This is a genomic window from Burkholderia dolosa, from assembly GCF_902499135.1.
Taxonomy (GTDB): Bacteria; Pseudomonadota; Gammaproteobacteria; order Burkholderiales; family Burkholderiaceae; genus Burkholderia; species Burkholderia dolosa.
The window spans coordinates 1-17,085 of sequence record NZ_CABVPR010000035.1 but is presented as its reverse complement, the minus strand read 5'-3'; the positions used below and the strand labels follow the sequence as shown (position 1 = coordinate 17,085).

12 protein-coding genes are annotated in these 17,085 nt (G+C 67.6%); 7 read left to right on the top strand and 5 right to left on the bottom strand.

Features of this window, described 5'->3' with window-relative positions; all coding sequences use genetic code 11:
- Window positions 1-102 precede the first annotated feature (102 nt).
- Both BUB20358_RS16765 and nadE read left to right on the top strand, forming a co-directional pair.
- Window positions 103-972: a DMT family transporter gene (locus BUB20358_RS16765; protein ID WP_035974566.1), complete on the top strand. Its 870-nt coding sequence runs from the start codon at window positions 103-105 to the stop codon at window positions 970-972.
- 474 nt (window positions 973-1,446) lie between these two features.
- Window positions 1,447-2,307, top strand: a complete 861-nt coding sequence (gene nadE, locus BUB20358_RS16760) for an NAD(+) synthase (protein WP_035974568.1) — start codon at window positions 1,447-1,449, stop codon at window positions 2,305-2,307.
- Between the two features lie 196 nt (window positions 2,308-2,503).
- Here the strand turns inward: nadE and BUB20358_RS16755 are convergent, their stop codons facing one another.
- The 3 genes from BUB20358_RS16755 to BUB20358_RS16745 form a co-directional block, all read right to left on the bottom strand.
- Window positions 2,504-4,180: a S10 family peptidase gene (locus tag BUB20358_RS16755; RefSeq protein WP_006766483.1), complete on the bottom strand. Its 1,677-nt coding sequence runs from the start codon at window positions 4,178-4,180 to the stop codon at window positions 2,504-2,506.
- A 71-nt stretch (window positions 4,181-4,251) separates the two neighbouring features.
- Window positions 4,252-5,841 carry a S53 family peptidase gene (locus tag BUB20358_RS16750; RefSeq protein ID WP_035974574.1) on the bottom strand — a complete coding sequence of 530 codons (1,590 nt, stop codon included), beginning with the start codon at window positions 5,839-5,841 and terminating at the stop codon, window positions 4,252-4,254.
- 251 nt (window positions 5,842-6,092) lie between these two features.
- The gene (locus tag BUB20358_RS16745; RefSeq protein ID WP_006766485.1) at window positions 6,093-6,716 is read right to left on the bottom strand and encodes a LysE family translocator; all 624 of its coding nucleotides are present in this window, start codon (window positions 6,714-6,716) and stop codon (window positions 6,093-6,095) included.
- A gap of 134 nt (window positions 6,717-6,850) precedes the next feature.
- On the opposite strand from BUB20358_RS16745, the gene BUB20358_RS16740 reads away from it, so the two are divergent.
- Window positions 6,851-7,315, top strand: coding sequence for an Lrp/AsnC family transcriptional regulator (locus BUB20358_RS16740; protein ID WP_035975374.1), 465 nt, complete (start codon window positions 6,851-6,853; stop codon window positions 7,313-7,315).
- A 54-nt stretch (window positions 7,316-7,369) separates the two neighbouring features.
- On the opposite strand, the gene BUB20358_RS16735 is transcribed toward BUB20358_RS16740, so the two are convergent.
- Entirely contained in the window at window positions 7,370-8,278 is a 909-nt protein-coding gene (locus tag BUB20358_RS16735) for a LysR family transcriptional regulator (protein ID WP_006766487.1), read from the bottom strand.
- Window positions 8,279-8,426: 148 nt separating this feature from the next.
- On the opposite strand from BUB20358_RS16735, the gene speB reads away from it, so the two are divergent.
- Window positions 8,427-9,383, top strand: coding sequence for an agmatinase (speB, locus tag BUB20358_RS16730; RefSeq protein WP_006766488.1), 957 nt, complete (start codon window positions 8,427-8,429; stop codon window positions 9,381-9,383).
- Between the two features lie 63 nt (window positions 9,384-9,446).
- A complete protein-coding gene (locus tag BUB20358_RS16725; RefSeq protein ID WP_035974576.1) occupies window positions 9,447-10,772 on the top strand; it encodes an MFS transporter in 1,326 nt (441 codons plus the stop codon).
- A gap of 120 nt (window positions 10,773-10,892) precedes the next feature.
- Here BUB20358_RS16725 and metE read toward each other — a convergent pair whose 3' ends face one another.
- Window positions 10,893-13,187 carry a 5-methyltetrahydropteroyltriglutamate--homocysteine S-methyltransferase gene (metE, locus tag BUB20358_RS16720; protein WP_035974578.1) on the bottom strand — a complete coding sequence of 765 codons (2,295 nt, stop codon included), beginning with the start codon at window positions 13,185-13,187 and terminating at the stop codon, window positions 10,893-10,895.
- Between the two features lie 125 nt (window positions 13,188-13,312).
- Between metE and BUB20358_RS16715 the strand changes: the two genes are divergently transcribed.
- The gene (locus BUB20358_RS16715) at window positions 13,313-14,221 is read left to right on the top strand and encodes a LysR family transcriptional regulator (RefSeq protein ID WP_035974581.1); all 909 of its coding nucleotides are present in this window, start codon (window positions 13,313-13,315) and stop codon (window positions 14,219-14,221) included.
- Between the two features lie 125 nt (window positions 14,222-14,346).
- Window positions 14,347-15,939, top strand: coding sequence for an inorganic phosphate transporter (locus BUB20358_RS16710; protein ID WP_006766492.1), 1,593 nt, complete (start codon window positions 14,347-14,349; stop codon window positions 15,937-15,939).
- The last annotated feature ends 1,146 nt before the right edge of the window (window positions 15,940-17,085 follow it).

Sequence of the window (17,085 nt, the reverse complement as noted above, 5' to 3'; positions counted from 1 at the left end):
CGCCGACGACGCGAGTGCAGGATTCGACAAGACACCGGCCGCGCTTCGACCGATACTGGCCGACTTTACGATTCGATCCGGCCGCATCGCGGCCCGCCACGCATGCTGACCTCGCTCGTCGCCGCGGCCTTCGTCGCGCTCTGGTCCACCGGCTTCATCGTCGCGCGGGCCATCAAGCCGTACGCCGATCCCAACCTGTTCCTGCTCGCCCGCTTCGCCGGCACGGCCGCGCTGTTCGGCGCGGTCGCGCTCGTCGCGCGCGCACCGTGGCCCGCGCGCCGCGAATGGCCGCGTCACCTGATCGCCGGTGCGTTGCTGCAGGGCGTCTATCTCGGCGCAAGCTACTGGGCCGTCGCACAAGGACTGAACGCGGGCGTGATGGCGCTGCTCGGCGCGCTGCAGCCGCTCGCGACCGCCGTGCTCGCCGTCCCGCTGTTCAACGAGCGGCTGCCCGCGCGCGGCTGGGTCGGGATGGCGCTCGGGCTCGCCGGCGTCGCGCTGGTGCTCGCGCCGAAAGTCGCGGGCGGCGTCGCGCCGGCTCCGGGCGCCGCGCCGGCGTGGCTCGTCGTCGCCGTGTCGGTGCTGTCGGTCGGCGCGATCACCGCGGGTTCGCTGTATCAGAAGGGCAAGCTCGCGCAGAGCGATCTGCGCACCGCGGTCGCCGTGCAGAATTTCGGCGCGGCAGTCGTCGCGGCCGTCTTCGCCGCGATGCTGCACGAAACGCGCTGGATCGGCGCGCCGGCGCTGTGGGTGTCGCTCGTGTGGGGCGTCGTGTTCCTGTCCGGCGGCGCGGTCACGATGCTGATGTGGATGCTCAGGCGCGGCAACGCGGCGCGCGCGACGTCGCTGCTGTTCCTCGCGCCGCCGCTCGCTGCGCTGCAGGGCTACGTGTTGTTCGGCGAAACGCTAGCGGGCATCCAGCTCGCCGGCTTCGCGCTCGCGCTGGTCGGGGTCGTGCTCGCGCGGCGTTGATCGGTACGGAGTGCATGCGGCGGTGACGCGCTCGGCATTCGGATCGACTAGTGTGACCGTCGCAATCGCGCCGTGGCGTCGAGGGCAGCACCCTCATCGCAACGATACAGGCACGCTGCTCGGCCGACGCGGGCAGCGGTTCCGCCGCCGCTGTCGCGTATCGCGGCGATGCCGGCACGGCGCGCGGCATGTCGGCCGGCGCCTCGTCCGTTTGTCCGCCTCGCGTGTCTCGTCCGCCTTGCCCGCCTTGCCCGTTTCGTCCGTCTCGTCCGTCCTCGTCCGTCCTCGTCCGTCCTCGTCCGCCTCGTCCGCCTCGTCCGCCTCGTCCGTCTCACCCGCCTCGCCCGTTCTCCCGTACCTCCCGCCCCGTCTCACCGATGCAACGCAAGCACCGCAGACCGCATGCCGCGCGCGGCGGCACGCCGCGATTGCGCTTATGATGGGCGCCTTGCATTTCGTTCCGGAACTCTCCCCATGACATCCGCCGATTACGCCAGCCGCCAACTCGCGATCATTGCCGAACTGAACGTCACCCCGCAATTCGATGCCGACGCCGAAGTCGCGCGCCGCGTCGATTTCCTCGCGCAGTATCTGCGCTCGACCGGGCTGCAGACCTACGTGCTCGGGATCAGCGGCGGCGTCGATTCGTCGACGGCCGGGCGGCTCGCGCAACTGGCCGTCGAGCGCCTGCGCGCCGACGGCTACGACGCCCGTTTCATCGCGATGCGCTTGCCGAACGGCGTGCAGAACGACGAAGCCGACGCGCAGCGCGCACTCGCGTTCGTCCGCGCGGACGAGGTGCTGACGGTCGACGTGAAGCCGGCCGCCGATGCGATGCTCCGCTCGCTGATCGCGTCCGGCCACGCGTTCGACACGCCAGCGCAGCAGGATTTCGTGCACGGCAACATCAAGGCGCGCGAGCGCATGATCGCGCAGTACGCGGTAGCCGGCGCGCGGCGCGGGATCGTGATCGGCACCGATCATGCGGCCGAATCGCTGATGGGTTTCTTCACGAAGTTCGGCGACGGCGGCGCGGACGTGCTGCCGCTCGCCGGCCTGAACAAGCGTCGCGTACGCGCGGTCGCGCGCGCGCTCGGCGGCGAAGAGGCGCTCGTGATGAAGGTGCCGACGGCCGATCTCGAGGAACTGCGCCCGCTGCGCCCCGACGAACACGCGTACGGCGTGACCTACGACGAGATCGACGACTTCCTCGAAGGCAAGCGCGTCGACGATCGCGTGTACGAAACGGTGCTGCGCTTCTATGACGGGTCGCGCCACAAGCGCGCACTGCCTTACACGCCGTTCGACTGGCCGGGCGCCGCGCGCGCCGCGTAACGCACCGGCATACCCGCGCCGCCGCGTGCTCGCGCGAAGGCGGTACATCGGCACATCGGCACATCGGCGCGAGCCGCCGCGTCGTGGCGCGGGCCGCGCCGGCGGACGAACCACGGACGAAACGCGCGCGCGCCGTCGGCGGCCGAGCGGCGCAGCACGCCAACCCGCCGCCGATGCGCAACCGCCGCTGGACCGACTACGCGTTCCCGCCCGTCTTCTTCGCCTGCAGCGCGCGGATCCGCATCCGCGCACCCGTATCGGCGACGGTCGCGTCGTACATCGCCGCCAGATCGCGCTTGAGCGCGGTACGCGAACCGCCGTCGAGATACACCATGTGCCCGGACGGATAGAAGCGCGCGGACAGGTTCTGCCGCACCTTCTGATCCTCGAGCGGCATCTGCTGCAGATCGAGCACGCTCTGGTAGAACGGCGTGACGAAATCGTACAGCCCGTTCGCGGACAGCACCTTCAGGTCGACGTTCAGCGCCATCACCGCGGCGAGATCGCCGCCCGTATAAAGGATTACGTTCCCTTTCGCGTCGATCCCCTGCTGCTCGCCGGTCGGATCGATATGGCTGAAATCCCAGTTGCGGAACGCCTGATCGTTCAGGTCGGTAAACGCCGAGTTCGACGTGAACTTCAGCTGCTCGTTCAGATAGCTGTTCCACATCGCCGTATAGACGCCCGTCACGGCCGTCATCGTCGGATCGTTGCCGCCGGAGTTCGGATCGATCTTGCCGGCGATGCCCGTCGAGATCGCCGTCACGCGGCCGTCGTACGAACCGAGCGCAAGCCCTTCGTCGCGCAGCAGCGTCGTCAGGAACAGCGAATTGCCGCGCGCGTCGTAGCCGGCGATGTCGAGATTCCACGACTGCAGCGTCGCGGTGTCGATGCCCGTGTAGTCCGACAGCTTCTGCACGACGGCCGGATCCGCATGCGGCGCCTTGCGCAGCGCTTCCAGATAGTCGGTGCGCGCGAACTGCGCGACTTCCTCGACGAAGGCGCCGAGATCGGCGGGCGCCGGCTTGATGCCGAGCCGGTTGTGATACCACGCGTCGGCGGCGGCAGTCGGCAGCGCGCCGACCGGGTTGCCGGCCTGCCGATAGTCGAGGATCGACGACTGCAGCGTGATGCCGTTCAGGTCGACGCCGTCTTCGTGCAGCTTGTATGCGAGCACGCAACTGCGCGCGGTGCCGTACGATTCGCCGAACAGGTATTTCGGCGAATTCCAGCGATTGTTCTTCGTCAGGTAGCGCTTGATGAACTGCTTCAGCGAATTCGCATCCTGATCGACGCCCCAGAAATCGCGGTTCTTGTTCGGCGCGACGGCCGCCGAATAGCCGGTGCCGACCGGATTGACGAACACGAGATCGCTGTGGTCGATCATGCTGTCCGGGTTGTCCTCGATCTGGTACGGCGCGGGCGGCGTGAACCCCGGCATCGACGTCTTGATCCGCTTCGGCGCGAACGAGCCGAGCAGCACGAACACCGACGACGAGCCGGGCCCGCCGTTGTAGAAGAACGTGACCGGCCGCGTTTCCTCCTTCGCGCCGTCCGCCGTGAACGCGACGTAGAAGATCTTCGCGGCCGGCTGCGAGCTGCTCGGATCGACGGTCACCAGATGACCGACCGTCGCCGTGTATGCGATGCGCTTTCCGCCGATCAGGATCGTGTGATGCGTGATCGCGGCCGCTTCGGTCGTGTCGGTCACCGAGTCGTCCGGACCGTTGCCGTATGCGACCGGATCGAAGAACGGCTGGTCGCGGCCGTGGCTCAGCGCGACCGGATTGACGGTCGGCGGCACGCCATGCGAGTTGTGGTCGCCGTGATGCAGCGGATACACGCCGCCGGAAGATGCGGAATCGATGCCCATCGTGCTGCTCCTGGAGGTGAAAAAAGACGCGGGCAGGACACCCGCGTCGGACGAAAAGGCGTGCGCGCGCGTCAGGTCGACGGCTTGCGCGACAGGATCGCGGCGAGCTGCGCGCCGTCGGGGCTGCCGAGGCCCGTGCACGCGTCCCATCCGGAAGCCGCCGCATACGTGCCGTTCGATCCTTTCGTGATGTCGCGCAGCGCGCGCGGATTCCTGTACAGCGTCGGATTGATCCAGCCGGCCGACACGCCGGCCGCCGCGTTGATCCGTGCGATCAGCGCAGCCCACAGCGGCGCGACCGCGCTCGTGCCGCCCATCACGGCCGGCGTGCCGGCGACCGACACTTCGTAGCCGGTCTGCGGCGACGCATCGCCGGCCACGTCCGGCACGCCGCGCTTCGCGAGCGGCACGCGGCGGCCGTCGGCGCGCGTCACCTCGAGCCCCTGTTGCCATGCAGGCACGTCGAACAGCGCGCTGATGCCGCCGCCGCCCGCGCCGCCGCCGGATGCGTCGTCGTTCCACGTGACCTCGCTGCGGATGCCCTGCCCCGGCAACGCGTCGAGCTGCGTGCCGCCGCAGCCGAGCACGTACGGGCTCGACGCGGGAAAGTCGACGTGATCGGCGCCGTCCTGCAGCCCGTCGCTCGACCCGCTGTCGCCCGACGCCGCACACACCGTGATCCCCTGCGCGGCCGCCGCCTGCAACACGCGATTGAACGCGTTCGCCGACTGCGTCTGCCAGATCGCTTCCGGGCCGCCCCAGCTGATCGAGATCACCGAAGGCTTGTTGACCTTGTCGGTGACGGCCGCGTTCACCGCCTGGATAAAGCCCGCATCGCTGTTCGGCGCGAAGTACACCGCGATCTTCGCGGCCGGCGCGATCGCACCGGCGATCTCGATGTCGAGCGCGACTTCGCCGTCCGGGCCGTTCGGGTCGCCGGTCGGCGCATTGCGGCCCGTCCCGACGTTGACGTCGACGAGCGTCGGCGGCGTGGCGATGCCGAGCCCGCGGAAATATCGCTGGATATCGGCCGCGCGATAGCCGCCGCCGAGTTCGATGATCGCGATGCATTGGCCGGCGCCGTCGCCGGCCGGAAAGCCGTAGAGCGACGCGAGCTGCAGCGGCGTGAACGTGACGGCCGACGCGCCGCGCGCCGGTTTGAACGGTGGGCGCAGCCGGAAGTGCGGCCGCGCCTGCGGGCGGCTGTCGAGGCCGAGTACGGCCGTGACCGCATCGCCGAGTTCGTCCGGCAATGCGATCGGGCCCGAGCGGCCGCGATACTGGCCGATCGCGCGATGCTCGAAGCGCTCGAGCTTCACGCCGAACGCGGTTTCGAATTGCTGGATCGTGCCGGACAGCACGACGACGCTTTCGACCGGATCGACGCGATCGATCGCCAGCTGATGGCGGCGCGCGAAATCTTCGGTCTTGCGGATGTCGTCGGGATTGGCGGAAAACCGCTGCGCGAACGCGTCGCGCGACAGCGGCTTGGCCTGTGCGTCGCCGGCGGCGAGCTGGTGGATCAACGCGTCGAGCTGCCCTTCTTCCTGCCGCCGCAGCATGATCGTGACGTGGATGCGTTCTGCCGGATCGCACGGACCGAGGCACTTCGACTCGGCGACGATTCGGGGTTCACGGTCGGCGTGAAGATGCCTTGCCATGTTCAGACCCTCCTTTGTACCGCGTTGCACGGAACAGCCAGGAATCGGACAGGGTCGGCGATAGACGGTTCCGTTCGATCGGTCGCTTCGCAGCAGCGCGAAGTAACAGGAAGTGTAGAACAGTCAGACGATTTGCGCGCACGCCGTTCTGCGGCAAAGCCGACACGCGCGGGCACGGCGCGTCGGCTTCGTTCGCCCGCTCCGTCGCGTCGTGCCGCCGCATGCAGCCGCGGCACGGCGGCCGCACGCGGTCAATCCATCGACAGCCGCAGCGCGAAGCCGATCAGCGCGGCCGAGAACGTCCAGCGCTGCACGGTCTGCGCGAGCGGATGCGCGCGCATCCACGACGCGATGCGCGCCGCGCCGAGCACGCATGCGACGTCGAAGCACATGCCGGCTGCGACCAGCAGCGCGCCGAGCTCGAACATCTGCACGACGACGGGCCCCGCTTCCGGCCGCACGAACTGCGGCAGCAGCACCGAGCAGAACAGCAGCGCCTTCGGGTTCAGCAGGTTCGTCAGCAGCCCCTTCACGAACGACTGGCGCAGCTCGCCCGCCGGTGCCGCGTCGCCGTCGCCGAGCGCGAAGACCGGCGAGCGGAACACCTGGATCGCGACATACGCGAGATAAAGCGCGCCGCCGTAGCGAATCACTTCGTACAGCCACGGCGCGCCGCGGATCAGCGCGGCGACGCCGCACGCGGACAGCGTCACGTGCGTGCTGCGCGCCAGCGACAGGCCAGCCGCGGCCGCGATGCCGGGCCGCACGCCGCGGCCGATGCTGGTCTGCAGCACGAGCGCCATGTCGGGCCCGGGCACCGCATAGATGGCCGCCAGCGCGGCCAGGTAGATCAACAGCAAATGCGTGGAAATCATGGTCTGCCCCTTCGGCTCGATGGCGATATGTTGCCGTCGAAGGCGGAGCGATTATTGGCCTTCTTCGGCCATGAATCGAAGCTTCATGGAGGAATCCGCCATAATCCATGCATTCCGACAAGGATTCCGCCAATATGACCGATCTCGACAAAACCGACCGCGCGATCCTCGCCGCGGTGCAGCGCGACGGACGCATGCCGATCGCGCGGCTCGCCGACTCAGTCGGCCTGTCCGAAACGCCGTGCGCGCGCCGGCTGAAGCGGCTCGAAAACGACGGCTACATCGAGCGCTACCGCGCGCAGCTGTCGCGCAAGGCGCTGGGCTTCGGCGTCGTCGCGTTCGTGCTCGTGCGGTTCGCGACGCACGACCGCAAGGTCGCCGACCGGTTCGAGCGCGAAGTGCTCGGCATCGAGCGGATTCTCGCGTGCCACAACGTCGCCGGCACCGCCGACTATCTGCTGCAGGTGGTCGCGCGCGATCTCGACGACTACGGCACGTTCCTGCGCGACTCGCTGCGGATGCTGCCGGGCGTCACGTCGATCGAATCGGCGCTGTCGTTGCGCGAGGTGAAGCACGACGCGGGCTTGCCGGTGCCGTGATGCGCACGCGGCCGGTCCGCGCGACGCGCGGTCACCGTGCCGGCGCGCCCGCGCTCACGCGTCCGGCGACTGATGCGCGCGCTCAAGATCCTCGAGAAACGCGTCGACGAGCGGATTGCCGCGCGCGTTGCGCGCGACGACCATGTGGAACGTCACGTCGTAGTGCAGCCGCTGCGGATTGAGCGGCGCGAGCAGTCCCTGCGCGACGTACGGCGCCGCGAAGTGCTGCGGCAGATAGCCGAGGTGGTGTCCGGACAGGATCAGCAGCGCGACGGCCTCCATGTTGTCGGCGGTGGCCGTCACGCGGTCGGGCGTCGTCGACATCTGCGCCTCGGGCAGCGGATACGAGCGCCACGCCCATTCGAACCCGGCGACGTCGGCCGGCATGAGCGCACCCGCGCGCTCGAACAGCGGATGACCGCGGCCGCAGTACGCGACCTGGCGCTCGACGAACAGCGGCGTGTAGTGCAGCGACGGCACGCGATGCCAGAAATAGCCGACCGCGATCTGGATCTCGTCGCTCAGCAGCTTTTCCTCGAGATCGCCGGGCGCACGCACCGAGATCGAGAAGCGCACGGCTTCGTCGCGCGTGCGGAACGCAGCGATCGCTTCGGCGATCCGCGCGTTCTGGCTCACCGGCGTATGGCCGATCAGCCCGATGTTCAGCGTGCCGACCAGTTGCCGATCCATGTGCCGTGCGGCCATCCCGAACTCGTCGAGTGCGGCGAGCAGCTTGCGGCTCATCGCATGGAACCGCTCGCCTTTCGGCGTGAGCCGGAAGCCGCTGCGGCCGCGCTCGCACAGCCGGTAGCCGAGCCGCGTTTCCAGCGACGACAGCTGCGCGCTGATCGTCGACTGGCCGACGTTCAGCACCGCCTGCGCGGCCGATACGCCGCCCGCGTCCGTGACCGCGAGAAACACGCGGATCAGCCGCAGATCGAGGGTCGACAGATTCCCCAGCACGCTATTCCCCTTCCATGCATCGATGAAGACCGATGTTTACGTCGATATCTTCGCATTCTTCTTTGCGGCCGGAGCGCGTAAAACTGTGCGCCACGCGCTTGGCCGCGTCGAATGATACGGCAACCCCAACATCGGAAGAGACACCCCCATGAACGACCAAACCCGTTTCCAGCCGCTCGGCGGCAACGAAATGCCGCGCTGCGGCGGCATCGCGACGATGATGCGCCTGCCGCACGTGGCGAGCGCCGCCGGCCTCGACGCATGCTTCGTCGGCGTGCCGTTCGACCTCGGCACGTCGAACCGCACCGGCGCCCGCTTCGGCCCGCGCCAGATCCGCACCGAGTCCGTGCTGCTGCGCCCGTACAACATGGCGACGCGCGCCGCGCCGTTCGATTCGCTGCAGGTCGCGGACATCGGCGACGTCGCGATCAACCCGTACAATCTGCACGATTCGATCGCGCGCATCGAAGCCGCGTACGACGCGATCCTCGAGCACGACTGCAAGCCGATCACGCTCGGCGGCGACCACACGATCGCGCTGCCGATCCTGCGCGCGATCCACCGCAAGCACGGCAAGGTCGCATTGATCCACGTCGATGCACACGCCGACGTGAACGATACGATGATGGGCGAGAAGATCGCGCACGGCACGCCGTTCCGCCGCGCGGTCGAGGAAGGCCTGCTGCACGGCGACAAGGTCACGCAGATCGGCTTGCGCGGCACCGGCTACGCGGCCGAGGATTTCGACTGGTGCCGCGAGCAGGGCTTCCGCGTGGTGCAGGCGGAAGAATGCTGGAACAAGTCGCTTGCGCCGCTGATGGACGAAGTGCGCGCGCGCATCGGCGATACGCCCGTCTACATCAGCTTCGACATCGACGGCATCGATCCGGCCTACGCGCCGGGCACCGGCACGCCGGAGATCGCGGGCCTCACGGTGCCGCAGGCGCTCGAGATCATCCGCGGCGCGAAGGGGTTGAACATCGTCGGCTGCGATCTCGTCGAAGTGGCGCCGCCGTACGATCCGTTCGGCACCACGGCGCTGCTCGGCGCGAATCTCGCGTACGAGCTGCTGTGCGTGCTGCCCGGCGTCGCGTACCGCGACTGACGGCCGCCGGGTCCGACCGCCAACCTATTCCAATCAGAGGATTCCAGAGGAGCACGACAGAAGATGGGGACTTCCATCAAGCAACCGAAGCGGGCAGCGCTCGCGTCGTTCGTCGGCACCACGATCGAGTGGTACGACTTCTATAGCTACGCGACTGCCGCCGCGATCGTGTTCGGCCCGCTGTTCTTCCCCGGCGAAAACCGTTTCGTGAGCCTGCTCGCGTCGTTCGGCTCGTTCGCGGTCGGCTTCTTCGCGCGCCCGTTCGGCGGCGTGATGTTCGGCTACCTCGGCGACCGCTTCGGCCGCAAGCGCTCGCTGCTCGCGACGCTGATGCTGATGGCCGTGTCGACGGTCGCGATCGGGCTGCTGCCGACTTACGCGCAAGCCGGCATGCTCGCGCCGATCCTGCTCGTGCTGATGCGCGTGCTGCAGGGCATCGCGGTCGGCGGCGAATGGGGCGGCGCGGTGCTGCTCGCCGGCGAGCATGCGCCGGAAGGCAAGCGCACGTTCTTCGCGTCGTTCGCGCAGCTCGGCAGCGCGAGCGGGCTGATCCTGTCGATGCTCGCGTTCGGCGCGATCAGCACGCTGCCGAAGGACGACATGATGAGCTGGGGCTGGCGCGTGCCGTTCCTCGCGAGCGCCGTGCTGCTGGTCGTCGGCTTCGTGATCCGCGCGAGCGTGTCGGAGTCGCCGGAGTTCGAGGAAGTGCGCAAAAGCGGCGACACGGCGCGCAATCCGGTGCGCGAAGCGCTCAGGTACTGGCCGCTGCTGCTGCTCGCGATCGGTGCGAACGTGTATGGGATCGCCGGCGTCTATTTCAGCAACATCTTCATGATCAGCTACGCGACGCAGTTCCTGTCGCTCGACCGCTCGATGGTGCTGCACTGCATGACGATCGTCGCCGTGCTGCAGTTCGTCGTGCAGCTCGCGGCCGCGTTCTTCGCGCAGCGCTTCGGCACGACGCGCGTGCTGCTGATCGCCGGCGCATGGGCCGCGATCGTGCCGTTCGTGATGCTGCCGCTCGTGCACGTCGGCACGCCGCTGTCGATCACGCTCGGCGTCGGCCTCGCGACGCTCGCGGAATCGGGCTACTACGCGGTGGTCGCCGGGTTCGTCAGCGGCATCTTCGTCGCGCGAATCCGCTACACGGCGATCTCGATCGCGTACCAGGTGTGCGGCGCGCTCGCGGGCGGCCTCACGCCGCTCGTCGCGACCGTCATCGCGCAGAACACCGCGCCGCAATGGTGGCCGCTCGCGCTGCAGTACACGAGCGCCGCACTGCTGTCGTCGCTGTGCGTGTGGCTGATCTCGCGCCGCGTGAGCATCGACGACGCCGGCTCTCGTCGCAAGACCGCCGAGCCGCTGCCGCGCGACGCGCGTACCGCGTAACTTCGCGGCGGTGCGCGGCACCGCCGTTTCCGCATCGCGCGGCCGTCGTCGCGTGCCGCGACCGCATCGCGGCAGGCCGGCGAGCGCGGCCGCCGCCGTCGCGCTCGCGGCGGCCGCGCATCACTGCATGCGCTCGCGCAGCACCTTCGCGGCCGCGACCATGTTCGTCAGCGCCGGGATCACTTCGGCCCACTGACGCGTCTTCAGCCCGCAGTCCGGATTCACCCACAGCCGCTGCGGCGGAATCCGCTCGGCCGCCTTCTTCATCAGCCCGACGATGTGGTCCTGCGTCGGGATGTTCGGCGAATGGATGTCATAGACGCCGGGCCCGATCTCGTTCGGATACCGGAAGCCGTCGAACGCGTCGAGCAGCTCCATGTCGGAGCGCGACGTCTCGATCGTGATCACGTCCGCATCCATGTCGGCGATCGACGCGATGATGTCGTTGAACTCCGAATAGCACATGTGCGTGTGGATCTGCGTGTCGTCGCGCACGCCGTTCGCGGCGATCCGGAACGACTCGACCGCCCACTTCAGATACTCGCCCCATTCGGAGCGGCGCAGCGGCAAGCCTTCGCGCAACGCGGCCTCGTCGATCTGGATCACGCGTACACCCGCCTTCTCGAGATCGAGCACCTCGTCGCGGATCGCGAGCGCGAGTTGCAGGCACGACACCGAGCGCGGCTGATCGTCGCGCACGAACGACCAGTTCAGGATCGTCACCGGGCCGGTCAGCATCCCCTTCATCGGCTTGCTCGTCAGCGACTGCGCATACGCGATCCACTCGACCGTCATCGCGCGCGGACGACTGATGTCGCCGAACAGGATCGGCGGCTTCACGCAGCGCGACCCGTACGACTGCACCCAGCCGAACTGGCTGAACGCGTAGCCGTCGAGCTGTTCGCCGAAGTATTCGACCATGTCGTTGCGCTCGGCTTCGCCGTGCACGAGCACGTCCAGTTCCAGCGCCTCCTGTTCGCGCACGCTGCGCGCGATCTCGGCCCGCATCGCGGCGCGGTAGCCCGCTTCGTCCAGCGCGCCCGCCTTGAACGCGCTGCGCGCGCGGCGAATCTCGGCGGTCTGCGGGAACGAGCCGATCGTCGTCGTCGGAAACGCGGGCAGGTTCAGTCGCGCCGCCTGCTTTACCGCGCGCTGCGCATACGCGCTCGTCCGGTTGCCGAGCCGCGCGTCGATGCGCGCGACTGCGGCCTTCACCGCCGGGTTGTGCACGCGCGGCGAGCGTCGCCGCGATTCGATCGCCGCGGCGTTCGCGGCGAGCGCGTCCGCGACCGCATCGCGCCCTTCGTTCAGCGCGGTCGCGAGCACCTTCAGCTCGTCGAGCTTCTGCCGCGCGAACGCGAGCCACGAACGAATCTCGGGATCGAGCTGCGTTTCGCTCGCGAGATCGACCGGCACGTGCAGCAGCGAGCACGACGGCGCGATCCACAGACGCTCGCCGAGCCGCTTCGCGAGCGGCTCGAGCCAGTCGAGCGTCGCGTTCAGATCGGTCTTCCAGATGTTGCGGCCGTTGATCGCGCCGACCGACAGCACGCGATCGGCCGGCCACTCGCGCAGCAGCGCGTCGATTTCGTCGCGCGCATGGATCGCATCGATATGCAGACCGTCCACCGGCAGCGAGCACGCGAGCGTCAGGTTGTCCTGAAGCCGGCCGAAGTACGTCGCGAGCAGCAGCTTGATGCGACGCGTCTCCAGCGCCGCATACGCGGTGCGCAGCGCGTCGCGCCACGCGGCGTCGAGTTCGGTGACCAGCACCGGTTCGTCGATCTGCACCCACTCGACACCCTGAGCGGTCAGCGTGTCGAGCAGCGCGCCGTACACGGGCAGCAGCTTCGGCAACAGCGCGAGCCGATCGGAATCGTCCTTTGCCTTGCCGAGCCACAGATAGGTAATCGGCCCGAGAATCACCGGCTTCGCGCGCACGTGCGCGGCGTTCGCGTCCGTCAGCTGCTGCAGCAGCCGCGACGGATCCAGCGAGAAGTTCGTGTCCGCATGAAACTCCGGGACGATGTAGTGATAGTTCGTATCGAACCACTTCGTCATTTCGCCTGCCGCGACGCCGCCGCAGCATCCCGCATGCGGTTCGTCCGACTGCGCGGAACGGCCGCGCGCGACGCGGAAATAGTTGTCGAGCGCATCGCCGTGAAAGCCCTGCACGCGCTTCGGCAGGTTGCCGAGCGTGAAGCTCATGTCGAGCACGTGGTCGTAGAACGAGAAATCGCCGAGCGGCACGAAGTCGAGATCGCGCTGGTCGTTCCAGTGGCGCCGGCGCAGCTCCGCGCCGAGCGCGGTCAGCTCGGCGCGCGACGACTCGCCTTTCCAGTAGCGTTCGAGACCGAACTTGAGTTCGCGTTTCGCGCCGATGCGCGGATAACCGAGGCTGTGTGTCGTGACCATTGAAGCTGCCGTCCAAGTGATGAAGAGTCGGCAGCCATGATAGGGATTTCAAACCATGAAATAAAATGGCATTATTTCATTCATCCATTAAATCTGTTCATGCTTCTATCGGCCGGGCGAACACCATGCTGGAGCGGTTCCATCTCGTCGTCATTCGCGAAGTCGAGCGCCAGGGCTCGCTTACTGCGGCCGCGAATGCGCTGCATCTGACGCAGTCCGCGCTCAGCCATACCGTGCGGAAAATCGAGCAGCAGCTCGGCACGCCGATCTGGGATCGCGAAGGGCGCGGCCTGCGTCTCACGCAAGGCGGACAGTATCTGCTGAAGCTCGCGCACCGGCTGCTGCCGCAGTTCGAGCTCGCCGAAGAGCGGATGCGGCAGTACGCGAAAGGCGAACGCGGCACGCTGCGCATCGGGATGGAATGCCATCCGTGCTATCAGTGGCTGCTGAAAGTCGTGTCGCCGTACCTGTCGCGCTGGCCGGACGTCGACGTCGACGTGAAGCAGCGTTTCCAGTTCGGCGGCATCGGCGCGCTGTTCGGCTACGACGTCGACGTGCTCGTGACGCCCGACCCGCTGAACAAGCCGGGCCTGCGCTTCGATCCGGTGTTCGACTACGAACAGGTGCTGGTCGTCGCGGACGCGCACCGGCTCGCGAACGCCGCCTACGCGACGCCCGAACAGCTGGCCGACGAGGTGCTGATCACGTACCCGGTCGAGACCGACCGGCTCGACATCTACAACCAGTTCCTGACGCCGGCCGGCATCGTGCCGAAGCGGCACAAGTCGATCGAGACGACCGACATCATGCTGCAGATGGTGGCGAGCGGGCGCGGCGTCGCTGCATTGCCGAGATGGCTCGCCGACGAATATGCGGACCGGATGCCGATCGTGCCGGTCAAGCTCGGCAAAAAAGGGATCGCGAAGCAGATCTTCCTCGGTATTCGCGAAGCGGATGCGGCGATCGACTATCTGGCTGCGTTCGTTGCGCTTGCGCGCGAATCGACGTGGGACGCGCCGCGCATGCTGCGCTAGGCGCGAATATCGCGGCGACCTTACATCTCCGTAAGCCGATCGATTCGTTCGTGCTACGGACTGTCATCAAACTGACTGGAACGCGACGCTAGCATCGGACGGGACTCCTCCTGCGAGATGCCGTCATGAACCAGCCTGCTTCGTCGTCCGTGAACAATCAGGGTGCCATCGAGCGCAATCGGCAGATCGGCTATGTCGTGTTCCTGCTGGTGCTCGCGATCGGCGCCGTCTATGTCGCCACGCATCTGATCGCCGATCTGGCGCCGATCCGCGAAGGCTCGCTGTTTCCGTATCTGATGCTCGGCGCCGCGCTGCTGATCGCGCTCGGCTTCGAATTCGTCAACGGATTCCACGACACCGCGAACGCCGTCGCCACCGTGATCTATACGCATTCGCTGACGCCGAACGTCGCGGTGATCTGGTCCGGCATGTGGAACTTCGTTGGCGTGATGATCTCGAGCGGCGCCGTCGCGTTCGGAATCCTGCAGTTGCTGCCGGTCGAGCTGATCCTGCAGGTCGGCAGCGGTGCGGGCTTCGCGATGGTGTTCGCGCTGCTGATCGCCGCGATCGTGTGGAATCTCGCGACCTGGTATTTCGGCTTGCCGTCGTCGAGTTCGCATACGCTGATCGGCTCGATCATCGGCGTCGGGCTGATGAACCAGCTGATGCACGGCGCGTCCGGCACGAGCGGCGTCGACTGGGGGCAGGCGCTCGGCGTCGGCAAGTCGCTGCTGCTTTCGCCGATCGTCGGCTTCCTGTGCGCGTCGCTGCTGCTGCTCGTGCTGAAGGCCGTCGTGCGCGTGCCCGATCTGTACCGGGAGCCGCCGAAGGATCAGCCGCCGCCGTTCTGGATTCGTTGCCTGCTGATCCTGACCTGCACCGGCGTGTCGTTCGCGCACGGTTCGAACGACGGGCAGAAAGGGATGGGCCTCATCATGCTGATCCTGATCGGCACGGTGCCGACCGCTTACGCGTTGAACAAGGCTGTCACGCCGGCCGAATCGCAGACGTTCGTCGCCGTCGCGAACCAGGCCGCCGCGACGTTCGGGAAGTACACGAACGGCGTCGCGCCGTCCGCGAATCCGCGTGCCGACGTCGAGCGCTTCGTGCAGCATCGCGAGCTGACGCCTGCGGTGCTGCCGGCCGTGCAGCAGTTGTCGACGTCGCTCGCATCGTCGGTCGGCTCGTCGGGGTCGATGGCGGCCGTGCCTCAAGGCGACGTCGACAACGTGCGCAACACGATGTATCTCGTATCCGAAGCGATTCGCCTGATCGAGAAGTCCGGAAAACCGGCGTTCGCCGCCGACGACAAGCTCGCCATCGACAACTACCGCACGCAGCTCGACCACGCGACCAAGTTCATTCCGACGTGGGTGAAGGTCGCCGTCGCGATCGCGCTGGGTCTCGGCACGATGGTCGGCTGGAAGCGGATCGTCGTGACCGTCGGCGAGAAAATCGGCAAGCAGCACCTGACGTACGGACAGGGCGCGTCGGCCGAACTCGTCGCGATGCTGACGATCGGCGCGGCCGACGTGTACGGACTGCCCGTGTCGACGACCCATGTGCTGTCGTCGGGCGTCGCCGGCACGATGGCGGCGAACGGGTCGGGACTGCAATGGAATACCGTGCGCAGCCTCGTGCTCGCGTGGGTGCTGACGCTGCCTGCGTCGATCGCGCTCGCTGCGGGGCTTTATTGGTTGTTCAGGGCGTTGGCTTGAGTGGGGCTGGTGGTGGCGGGTGGGGCTTGCTGTCTTGCTGTCTTGCTGTCTTGCTGTCTTGCTGTGCGTGGCGAGTGGGACGTTCGGCGTCGTTGACCGCTGCCGGCGTCGATCGCATACGTGGTGGCCTTTGTTGGTTGTTCCGGGCGTTGGCTTGAATTGGTCGGCGAGCCACCGGAAGACGTGCAGTTGCAGGCTTGTTGTGGCGGGCTGGAGCGGTGCACTTTTGGGCGCCGACGCTGCCGGTGTCGATCGCGGTCGCGGTGGAGTTATTCGCGTTCCGGGCGTTCCTTGAGCCGGCCGGTAAGCGACCCGCGGGTGCAGTCGAAGCCTTGCTGTGGCGTGCTGGGTGGTACGCCTTTGGATGTCGACACTGTCGGTGTCGATGGAAGTCGCGGTCGAGTTTTATTCGCTGTTGCGGTTTGTGGCTCGAGTTGGTTGGCGGGCGAGCGGACGCTTGCTACGACGCTGCGCTAAGCAGTACGCATTTGGGCGCTGCCGGTGTCTATCGACGTCACGGTGGAATTTTGTTCGCTGTTCCGGGGCGTCGGCATGAGCGGCCGGCCAGCGAGCGGCGGGCGTGCAGGCGAACGCTCGCTACGACGCCGCGCTGAGCGGTACGCCTTTGGACGCTGGCGCGGCCGGTGCCAATCGCCGTCACGGTGGAATTTTGTTCGCTGTTCCGGGGCGTTGGCATGAGCCGCCGGCGAGCAAGCGGTGGGCGTGCAGGCGGAGCTTGCTACGACGCCACGCTTAGCGGTACGCCTTTGGACGCTGGCGCGGCCGGTGTCAATCGCCGTCACGGTGGAATTTTGTTCGCTGTTCCGGGGCGTTGGCATGAGCCGCCGGCGAGCAGGCGGCGGGCGTGCAGGCAGGGCTCGCCATGCGTGCGAACAGGTGCACCTACATCGCTGACGCTGCCGGCGTCAATCGAACCCGCGGCAGGGATTGATCAGCTGTTCTGATCCTTGAGCTGGCCTGCGAGCGAGCGGTCAGTGTGCAGGCCGGCGCCGGTCGCTGACGCGCTTCCGCAGCACCGGCTTGGACGGCCGCGCTGTCCGATCGCGCCGGGCCTATCCGTGATTTCGTGGGCGGGGCATATCATGAGGTGTAAAAGTCATGGATATGCCAATGAAGAAGAAAAGG

Excerpts from the sequence above, each read along its gene's own strand:
- BUB20358_RS16765 (WP_035974566.1), top strand. The coding sequence starts at position 103 with ATGCTGACCTCGCTCGTCGCCGCGGCCTTCGTCGCGCTCTGGTCCACC.
- nadE (WP_035974568.1), top strand. The coding sequence starts at position 1,447 with ATGACATCCGCCGATTACGCCAGCCGCCAACTCGCGATCATTGCCGAA.
- BUB20358_RS16755 (WP_006766483.1), bottom strand. The coding sequence starts at position 4,180 with ATGGGCATCGATTCCGCATCTTCCGGCGGCGTGTATCCGCTGCATCAC.
- BUB20358_RS16750 (WP_035974574.1), bottom strand. The coding sequence starts at position 5,841 with ATGGCAAGGCATCTTCACGCCGACCGTGAACCCCGAATCGTCGCCGAG.
- BUB20358_RS16745 (WP_006766485.1), bottom strand. The coding sequence starts at position 6,716 with ATGATTTCCACGCATTTGCTGTTGATCTACCTGGCCGCGCTGGCGGCC.
- BUB20358_RS16740 (WP_035975374.1), top strand. The coding sequence starts at position 6,851 with ATGACCGATCTCGACAAAACCGACCGCGCGATCCTCGCCGCGGTGCAG.
- speB (WP_006766488.1), top strand. The coding sequence starts at position 8,427 with ATGAACGACCAAACCCGTTTCCAGCCGCTCGGCGGCAACGAAATGCCG.
- BUB20358_RS16725 (WP_035974576.1), top strand. The coding sequence starts at position 9,447 with ATGGGGACTTCCATCAAGCAACCGAAGCGGGCAGCGCTCGCGTCGTTC.
- metE (WP_035974578.1), bottom strand. The coding sequence starts at position 13,187 with ATGGTCACGACACACAGCCTCGGTTATCCGCGCATCGGCGCGAAACGC.
- BUB20358_RS16715 (WP_035974581.1), top strand. The coding sequence starts at position 13,313 with ATGCTGGAGCGGTTCCATCTCGTCGTCATTCGCGAAGTCGAGCGCCAG.
- BUB20358_RS16710 (WP_006766492.1), top strand. The coding sequence starts at position 14,347 with ATGAACCAGCCTGCTTCGTCGTCCGTGAACAATCAGGGTGCCATCGAG.